The 8,477-nt window shown below is 68.7% G+C and carries 8 protein-coding genes; 4 read left to right on the top strand and 4 right to left on the bottom strand.

Features of this window, described 5'->3' with window-relative positions:
• Window positions 1–774, bottom strand: a 774-nt coding sequence (coaA, locus tag ASJ79_RS12660) for a type I pantothenate kinase (RefSeq protein ID WP_067955608.1), incomplete at its 3' end; no start/stop codon positions are given.
• A 30-nt stretch (window positions 775–804) separates the two neighbouring features.
• On the opposite strand from coaA, the gene ASJ79_RS12655 reads away from it, so the two are divergent.
• From ASJ79_RS12655 to ASJ79_RS12640, 4 genes are all read left to right on the top strand, one after another.
• Window positions 805–2,001, top strand: coding sequence for a hypothetical protein (locus ASJ79_RS12655; RefSeq protein WP_067955604.1), 1,197 nt, complete (start codon window positions 805–807; stop codon window positions 1,999–2,001).
• A 37-nt stretch (window positions 2,002–2,038) separates the two neighbouring features.
• The gene (locus ASJ79_RS12650; RefSeq protein ID WP_067955602.1) at window positions 2,039–3,502 is read left to right on the top strand and encodes a glycine hydroxymethyltransferase; all 1,464 of its coding nucleotides are present in this window, start codon (window positions 2,039–2,041) and stop codon (window positions 3,500–3,502) included.
• 159 nt (window positions 3,503–3,661) lie between these two features.
• Window positions 3,662–4,489: an acyl-ACP desaturase gene (locus tag ASJ79_RS12645; protein ID WP_067955599.1), complete on the top strand. Its 828-nt coding sequence runs from the start codon at window positions 3,662–3,664 to the stop codon at window positions 4,487–4,489.
• Between the two features lie 232 nt (window positions 4,490–4,721).
• Window positions 4,722–6,023, top strand: a complete 1,302-nt coding sequence (locus ASJ79_RS12640; RefSeq protein ID WP_197420195.1) for a PhoH family protein — start codon at window positions 4,722–4,724, stop codon at window positions 6,021–6,023.
• 104 nt (window positions 6,024–6,127) lie between these two features.
• Here ASJ79_RS12640 and ASJ79_RS12635 read toward each other — a convergent pair whose 3' ends face one another.
• From ASJ79_RS12635 to ASJ79_RS12625, 3 genes are all read right to left on the bottom strand, one after another.
• Window positions 6,128–6,352, bottom strand: coding sequence for a hypothetical protein (locus ASJ79_RS12635; protein ID WP_067955597.1), 225 nt, complete (start codon window positions 6,350–6,352; stop codon window positions 6,128–6,130).
• A 142-nt stretch (window positions 6,353–6,494) separates the two neighbouring features.
• The gene (locus tag ASJ79_RS12630; RefSeq protein WP_067955595.1) at window positions 6,495–7,916 is read right to left on the bottom strand and encodes a class II fumarate hydratase; all 1,422 of its coding nucleotides are present in this window, start codon (window positions 7,914–7,916) and stop codon (window positions 6,495–6,497) included.
• Between the two features lie 71 nt (window positions 7,917–7,987).
• Window positions 7,988–8,477, bottom strand: a 490-nt coding sequence (locus tag ASJ79_RS12625; RefSeq protein WP_156448406.1) for a fructose-bisphosphatase class II, incomplete at its 5' end; no start/stop codon positions are given.

Below are 8,477 nucleotides of genomic sequence, written 5' to 3'. Positions count from 1 at the left end.
GGAGTAGTGGTGGAAGTGCGAGGCCGGGTCGGCGAACGCGCCCTCCCGCATCGACAGGAACCGGGAGATGTACCAGTTCTCGATGTCCTCGATGCGGGCGTCGACGTAGACGGAGAAGTCGAACAGGTCCGACACCATCAGCGCCGGCCCGGTCTGCAGCACGTTGAGGCCCTCGAGGATCAGGATGTCCGGGTGCTCGATGATCTGCTTCTCATCGGGCACGATGTCGTAGAGCAGATGTGAGTACACCGGGGCGCACGCCGCGTCGGAGCCCGCCTTCACTGCGGTGACGAACCGCATCAGCCCCCTGCGGTCGTAGCTCTCCGGAAAGCCTTTCCGGTGCATCAGGTTTCGCCGGTTCAGTTCGGCGTTGGGGTACAGGAAGCCGTCGGTGGTGACCAGGTCCACCCGCGGGTGGTGTTCCCAGCGCGCCAGCAGCGCCTGCAGCACGCGGGCGGTCGTCGACTTGCCCACCGCGACGCTGCCCGCCACACCGATCACGAACGGCACCGGGCGGTCCGGGTTCTGCTGCGGCTCACCGAGGAACTCGGCCGTCGTCGCGAACAGCGCCTGCCGGGCGGCGACCTGTAGATGGATCAACCGGGCCAGGGGCAGATAGACCTCTTCGACCTCGAGCAGGTCGATCTTCTCCCCGAGGCCCCGCAACCGGACGAGCTCGTCCTCGGTCAACTTCAGCGGCGTCGACATGCGAAGTGCACGCCATTGGGTCCGGTCGAATTCCACATAAGGGCTGGGTTCGCTCAGCCGCGCCATGGGCACAGTCTTGCAGTTAGCGTGTCAACCATGGAGCCCGGCACCTTGATCCGTGAATACCTGTTGCTCGGACTGCGCTTCGACAGGGTCGAGGAAGGCTATGTCGACTCGTTCACCGGAGACCCCGCACTGCGGCGCGCGGTGCAGGCCGAACCCCAACCCGACCCCGCCGATCTGGCCCGTCAGGCGGAGCGGCTGCTGGCCGAACTCCCCGCCGGTCTGGAGGAGCGGCGTGCCATGTTCATCGGGTCCCACCTGCGGGCCCTGGCCTGCGCCGGGCGCAAGTTCGCCGGTGAGCAGGTGGGGTTCGTCGACGAGGTCGAGGCGTACTTCGACGTCCGGATCGGCAAGGGTGACCCCGAGCGGTACCGGCACGCGCACGCCGAACTCGACGAGGCACTCGGCGGCACCGGCCCGCTGGCCGAGCGCATCCAGGCCTACCGGGCCGCCGAGGAGATCCCCCCGGCCCGCCTCGAGGAGGCCATCCACGCGTTCTCCAGCGCGCTGCGCGACCGCGTCCGCGCGACGTTCCCGCTGCCGGCCCGCGAGACCATCACCTACGAGGTCGTCACCGACAAACCGTGGTCGGGGTTCAACTACTACAAGGGCGACTACCAGTCGGTGGTCGCGGTCAACGCCGACCTCAAACAGCAGATGTCGAACCTGCCCCGGCTGGTGGCCCACGAGTCCTATCCGGGGCATCACACCGAGCACTGCCGCAAGGAGACCGGCCTGGTCGAGGGCATGGGGCAGGCCGAGCAGACGATCTTCCTGGTCAACACCCCGCAGTGCCTGATGGCCGAGGGGCTGGCCGACCTCGCGCTGTACGCCGCGGTCGGGCCGGGGTGGGGGAGCTGGGCCTCGGAGATCTACGCCGACCTCGGGTTGCGGTTCGACGGCGAGCGCGCCGAGGCGATCTCGGAGGCGACGGCCGCGCTGGCCGACGTCCGGCAGGACGCGGCGCTGATGCTGCACGACGAACACCGCGACGTCGACGACGTCGTCGACTTCCTGAAGCGGTGGCTGCTGGTCAACGACGAACGGGCCCGGCAGATGCTGCGGTTCCTGTCCTCGCCGCTGTGGCGGGCGTACACCAGCACCTACGTCGAGGGATACCGGCTGCTGCGCGGCTGGCTCGACGCCCGGCCCGAGGGTGTCAGCCTGACAGAACGGTTCGGCACGCTGCTGGACGAGCCGCTGATCCCGTCGTCGTTGCGCGCCGCCTAGCTTCTGCCCGGCCAACCCGGCCCGATAGGCTTCTGCCATGACTTCTTCGTCCCCGTCAGGCCTGGGTGCCGAGTACGCCGACACCGCGAGCGAGGCCTATCGCGCCGCGCTGCGGGTGATCGAGTCCGTCGAGCCGCGCATCGCCGACGCCACCCGGAAAGAGCTTGCCGATCAACGGGATTCACTCAAGCTGATCGCCAGCGAGAACTACGCCTCCCCGGCGGTGCTGCTGACGATGGGCACCTGGTTCTCCGACAAGTACGCCGAGGGCACCGTCGGGCACCGGTTCTACGCGGCCTGCCAGAACGTCGACACCGTGGAGGCGCTGGCCGCCGAGCACGCCCGCGAGCTGTTCGGTGCGCCGTACGCGTACGCCCAGCCGCACTCCGGTATCGACGCCAACCTGGTGGCGTACTGGGCGATCCTGGCCACCCGGGTCGAGGCCCCGGGCCTGGCCGAACTGGGCGCCAAGCACGTCAACGACCTGTCCGAGGCGGACTGGGAGTCGCTGCGGGCCAAGCTGGGCAACCAGCGGCTGCTGGGCATGTCGCTGGACACCGGTGGGCATCTCACCCACGGCTTCCGTCCCAACATCTCCGGGAAGATGTTCCACCAGCGCCAGTACGGGACGGACCCGACGACCGGGTTCATCGACTACGACGCGGTCGCCGCCGCGGCCCGCGAGTTCAAGCCGCTGGTGCTGGTCGCGGGCTATTCGGCGTATCCGCGGCGGGTCAACTTCGCCAAGATGCGCGAGATCGCCGACGAGGTCGGCGCGACGCTGATGGTGGACATGGCGCACTTCGCGGGCCTGGTGGCGGGCAAGGTGTTCACCGGTGACGAGGACCCGGTGCCGCACGCGCACGTCACGACGACGACGACGCACAAGTCGCTGCGCGGGCCGCGCGGCGGCCTGGTGCTGGCCACCGAGGAGTACGCCCCCGCCGTCGACAAGGGCTGCCCGATGGTGCTCGGCGGACCGCTGTCGCATGTGATGGCCGCCAAGGCCGTCGCGCTGGCCGAGGCGCGGCAGCCGGCGTTCCGCCAGTACGCCCAGGCCGTCGCCGACAACGCGCAGGCGCTGGCCGACGGCTTCGTCAAGCGGGACGCCGCGCTGGTCACCGGCGGCACCGACAACCACCTGGTGCTGCTGGATGTGACGTCGTTCGGGCTCACCGGGCGCCAGGCCGAGTCGGCGCTGCTGGACTCCGGCATCGTCACCAACCGCAACGCGATCCCGGCCGATCCGAACGGCGCCTGGTACACCAGCGGCATCCGCTTCGGCTCGCCGGCGCTGACCACCCGCGGTTTCGGCGCCGACGACTTCGACCGTGTGGCCGAGCTGGTGGTGGAGGTGCTGAGCAACACCCAGCCCGCCGCGGGGCCGAACGGTCCGTCGAAGGCCAAGTACACGCTGGCCGAAGGCACCGCGGAGCGGGTGCGCGCCGCGTCCGCCGAGCTGCTCGACGCGAACCCGCTCTACCCGGGTCTCACCCTCTGAATCATTCGACCTGAATCATTCGACCCCACCCGACCCCCACCGCCGAAATGGCATTCCAGCAGGGCTGCACTCGGACTTCCGCTGCTGGAATGCAACTTCGGCGGAGTGTCGCGGGCCGGGAATTTTACGATTCCCACAGAATTGAGTTAGTGTAACCGCATGGCACAGAAACCTGTCGCTAACGCGCTGACCCTGGAACTCGAGCCCGTGGTTCTTCAGGAGCTGCGGCGTCACCTCGACACCGAGGACGTCTGGTTCGCCCATGACTACGTGCCGTTCGACCAGGGCGAGAACTTCGCGTTCCTCGGCGGGCGCGACTGGGAGCCGTCGCAGGTCACGCTGCCCAAGAAGATCACCGACGCCCTCGAGATCCTGCTGATCACCAAAGACAACCTGGCCGGCTACCACCGTGAGCTCGTCGAGCACTTCATCCTCGAAGACAAATGGGGCCGGTGGCTGGGCCGCTGGACCGCCGAGGAGCACCTGCACGCTGTCGCGCTGCGCAACTACCTCGTCGTCACCCGCGAGGTGGACCCGGCCGCCAACGAGGACGTCCGCGTCGCGCATGTGATGAAGGGCTACCGCGCCGACACCTACACGCAGATCGAGACGTTGGCGTTCATGGCGTTGTGGGAGCGCGCGCATGCGGTGTTCTGCCGCAACCTCGCGCAGCAGATCGACGAGCCGGTGCTCAAGGCGCTGGTCGGCCGGATCGCCCAGGACGAGGAGCGGCACGAGGAGTTCTTCGCCAACCTGGTCGCGCACTGCCTGACCCACATGCGGGACGAGACCGTCGCCGCCATCGCGCGCCGCGCCGCCGGGCTGGACCTCGTCGGCGCCGACATCGACGCCTATCAGGACAAGGTGGCCACGGTCGCCGAGGCGGGCATCTTCAACCGTGATCAGCTGCGCGAAGTCGTCTCCGACCGCATCACCGCGTGGGGGCTGGCCGGCGAACCCGAGCTTCAGCAGTTCATCAGCTCTTAACGCACGCGACGCGCGGCCCCGGCGCGCCTGCGAGGCGTGGTTGCGGCACGCGGAGTAGCGTCGATTCCGATGGCTAGCGACATGCTCTGCTGTCCGGGCGGTCCAGATTGAAAGGACCGGCCCCGGTCCTGAGACCGCTTGTGTGTCCACCGAGAAGTTCGTGTGGGGCCGCAGGAACTCGCGCAGCCTCGAGGAGCGCTACGTGACCCAATCCCAGAGCCGGCACTCCGACGTGACCCGGACCTACGTGCTCGACACCTCCGTGTTGCTGTCCGATCCCTGGGCCATCACGAGATTCGCCGAACACGAAGTGGTGGTTCCGCTGGTCGTGATCAGCGAGTTGGAAGCCAAACGCCACCACCATGAGTTGGGTTGGTTCGCCCGGCAGGCCCTGCGCCTGTTCGACGATCTGCGCCTGGATCACGGACGCCTGGACGAGCCCATTCCCGTTGGTACGCAAGGAGGTACGCTGCACGTCGAACTCAACCACAGCGACCCGACGGTGCTGCCCGCCGGCTTCCGCAACGACAGCAACGACGCGCGGATCCTGACCGTGGCCGCCAACCTCGCCGCCGAGGGCAAGCACGTCACGCTGGTGAGCAAGGACATCCCGCTGCGGGTGAAGGCCGGCGCGGTCGGCCTGCTCGCCGACGAATACCACGCCCAGGACGTCGTGACGTCCGGCTGGACCGGCATGGCCGAGGTCGAGGTGGCCGGCGAGGACGTCGACGCGCTGTTCGCCGAGGGTGAGGTCGACCTCGAAGTCACCCGCGACCTGCCGTGCCACACCGGAATCCGTTTGCTGGGCACCAGCTCTCACGCGTTGGGTCGCGTCAACGCGGACAAGAAGGTGCAGTTGGTACGAGGTGATCGCGAGGTGTTCGGCCTCCGGGGAAGGTCCGCCGAACAACGCGTCGCCCTCGACCTTCTGCTCGACGAGTCGGTGGGCATCGTGTCGCTCGGCGGCAAGGCCGGCACCGGCAAGTCGGCGCTGGCGCTGTGCGCGGGTCTGGAAGCCGTGCTGGAGCGCCGCACGCATCGCAAGGTCGTGGTGTTCCGTCCGCTCTACGCCGTCGGCGGGCAGGACCTCGGCTACCTGCCGGGCAGCGAGAGCGAGAAGATGGGCCCGTGGGCGCAGGCGGTCTTCGACACCCTCGAAGGGCTGGCCAGCCCGGCGGTGCTCGAGGAGGTGCTGTCCCGCGGGATGCTCGAGGTGCTGCCGTTGACCCACATCCGCGGCCGGTCGCTGCACGACTCGTTCGTGATCGTCGACGAGGCGCAGTCCTTGGAGCGCAACGTGCTGCTGACCGTGCTGTCACGGCTCGGCGCGGGCTCCCGGGTGGTGCTGACCCACGATGTGGCGCAACGGGACAACCTGCGCGTCGGGCGGCACGACGGCGTCGCGGCGGTGATCGAGAAGCTCAAGGGCCATCCGCTGTTCGCCCACATCACGCTGCTGCGCAGCGAGCGTTCGCCGATCGCGGCGCTGGTCACCGAGATGCTGGAGGAGATCAGCCCCGGCGCCCTGCCGTGAGGCGTAGGGATTTCGGCGTACTTGGTCAACGTGACGCTGACCAAGTACGCCGAAATCACGGGGTGATCGGCGACAAGGTGGCCGCCGGCGACGGGACCGGTGTCTCAGCGCTGCCTGCGGCCCTCGACCAGGAACCACCCCGCCGCGGCCGCACCCGACATCGCCAGCACGCGATCCGCGCCGCTGCTGCCGCGTTTGGCCCTGGAGAGATCGACCAGCGACGCCAGACCCAGCACGACGGCACCGGTCCGCAGGGCGGGCTGGCTGGTGGCCGTCGTGACCAGGGTGCTTGAGGACGATGCGATAGCGGGGTCGGGGTAAGCGGACACCGCGCCTCCTGATTCCTGCCTGGGGGAACGACCCGCCGCCCCGCCGAGGCGCCGGCGGCGAGTCCGATGGCCCCCTAATCTTGTGCCTGTCTTGACGATTCGTCAGGCGATTGAGAGATCTTCCCGGCAGGAAATCGGTCTACTAGCCCTCGTCGCGGACCTTGGCCATCGCCAGCACGTCGAGGCGGCGGTCCAGCTCCTCCTCGGACAGCTTCTCGCCGATCAGGCCCCGGTCGACGACCGTCTGGCGGATCGTCTTCTTCTCGGCGAGCGCCTGCTTGGCGACCTTGGCCGCCTCCTCGTAGCCGATCGCCGAGTTCAGCGGCGTCACGATCGACGGCGACGACTCCGCCAGCTCCCGCAGCCGGTCCTCGTTGGCGACCAGGCCGTCGATGCACTTGGCGGCGAACAGCTTCGACACGTTCGACAGCAGCGTGAACGACTCCAGCACGTTGCGCGCCATCATCGGGATGTAGACGTTGAGCTCGAAAGCGCCCGACAGCCCGCCGACGGTGACGGCAGCGTCGTTGCCGATGACCTGCGCGGCCACCTGCGTGACGGCTTCGGGGATGACGGGATTGACCTTGCCCGGCATGATCGAGCTGCCCGGCTGCAGGTCGGGAAGCTGCAGTTCGCCCAGCCCGGTCAGCGGGCCGGAACCCATCCACCGGATGTCGTTGGCGATCTTGGTCAGCGACACCGCGATCGTCTTCAGCGCACCCGAGGCCTCGACCAGCCCGTCGCGGGCCGCCTGCGCCTCGAACGAGTCGACGGCCGGGCGCAATTCGGCGATGCCGGTCTGATCGACCAGCACCTCGACGACCTTGGCGCCGAACCCGTCGGGCGCGTTCAGGCCGGTGCCGACGGCGGTGCCGCCGATCGCGAGCTCACCGAGCCTCGGAAGAGACGCGCGCACCCTTTCGATGCCGGCCTGGATCTGGCGGGCGTAGCCGCCGAACTCCTGGCCCAGCGTCACCGGCACCGCGTCCATCAAATGGGTACGGCCGGACTTCACCGTGGTGCGCCACTGCCGGGCCTTGGTCTCCAGCGACTCGTGCAGCACCTCGAGGGCCGGGATCAGGTGCCGCACAGCAGCTTCGGTGGCCGCGATGTGGGTGGCGGTGGGGAAGGTGTCGTTGGAGCTCTGCGACATGTTGACGTCGTCGTTCGGATGCACCGTGACACCGTTGGCCGCCGCGATCGAGGCGATCACCTCGTTGGTGTTCATGTTCGAGCTGGTGCCGGACCCGGTCTGGAACACGTCGATCGGGAACTGGTCGTCGTGGCGTCCGTCGGCGATCTCGGCCGCGGCGGCGATGATCGCGTCGGCCTTTTCCGGGGCCAGCAGTCCGAGATCCTTGTTCACCTGGGCGCAGGCGCCCTTGAGCAGGCCCAGCGCACGGATCTGAGTGCGCTCCAGCGGCCGGAACGAGATCGGGAAGTTCTCGACCGCACGCTGGGTCTGGGCGCGCCACAGCGCGTTCTTGGGCACCCGGACCTCGCCCATGGTGTCGTGCTCGATGCGGTACTCGGCCTGGTTGTCAACGGCGCTGTTGTCGGCCATGCGGCTCCCTGTTCGTCTCTCGTTTTATTGCGGGTGGGGTGGTGGGTTACGGCAACGGGTGGGGTGGTGGGTTACGGCAAGGGGTAGGCGGCGGTCTTGTCGCCGGTGAAGTCGACGGCCGAGTACTCGTTGAGCTTGGCGAGCCGGTGGTAGGCCTCGATCATCCGGACGGTGCCCGACTTCGACCTCATCACGATCGACTGGGTGGTGCAGCCCCCGCCGTAGTACTGCACGCCCTTGAGCAGGTCGCCGTCGGTGACGCCGGTGGCGCAGAAGAACACGTTCTCCCCGGACACCAGGTCCTCGGTCGTCAGCACCCGGTCCAGGTCGTAGCCGCGGTCGACGGCCTTCTGGCGTTCGGCGTCGTCGGTGGGGGCCAGCTTGGCCTGGATCGCGCCGCCCATGCAGCGGATCGCGGCCGCGGCGATGATGCCCTCGGGCGTTCCGCCGATGCCGACGAGCAGGTCGGTGCCCGAGTTGGGCCGGCAGGCCGAGATGGCGCCGGCGACGTCGCCGTCGGAGATCAGCCGGATGCGTGCGCCGGCCTCACGGACATCGGCG

The sequence above is a fragment of the Mycobacterium sp. NAZ190054 genome (assembly GCF_001545925.1).
GTDB lineage: Bacteria > Actinomycetota > Actinomycetes > Mycobacteriales > Mycobacteriaceae > Mycobacterium.
The sequence above is the reverse complement of the archived record's forward strand: the minus strand, read 5'-3'. Positions and strand labels throughout refer to the sequence as shown.

Excerpts from the sequence above, each read along its gene's own strand:
- ASJ79_RS12650 (WP_067955602.1), top strand. The coding sequence starts at position 2,039 with ATGACTTCTTCGTCCCCGTCAGGCCTGGGTGCCGAGTACGCCGACACC.
- ASJ79_RS12655 (WP_067955604.1), top strand. The coding sequence starts at position 805 with ATGGAGCCCGGCACCTTGATCCGTGAATACCTGTTGCTCGGACTGCGC.
- ASJ79_RS12645 (WP_067955599.1), top strand. The coding sequence starts at position 3,662 with ATGGCACAGAAACCTGTCGCTAACGCGCTGACCCTGGAACTCGAGCCC.
- ASJ79_RS12630 (WP_067955595.1), bottom strand. The coding sequence starts at position 7,916 with ATGGCCGACAACAGCGCCGTTGACAACCAGGCCGAGTACCGCATCGAG.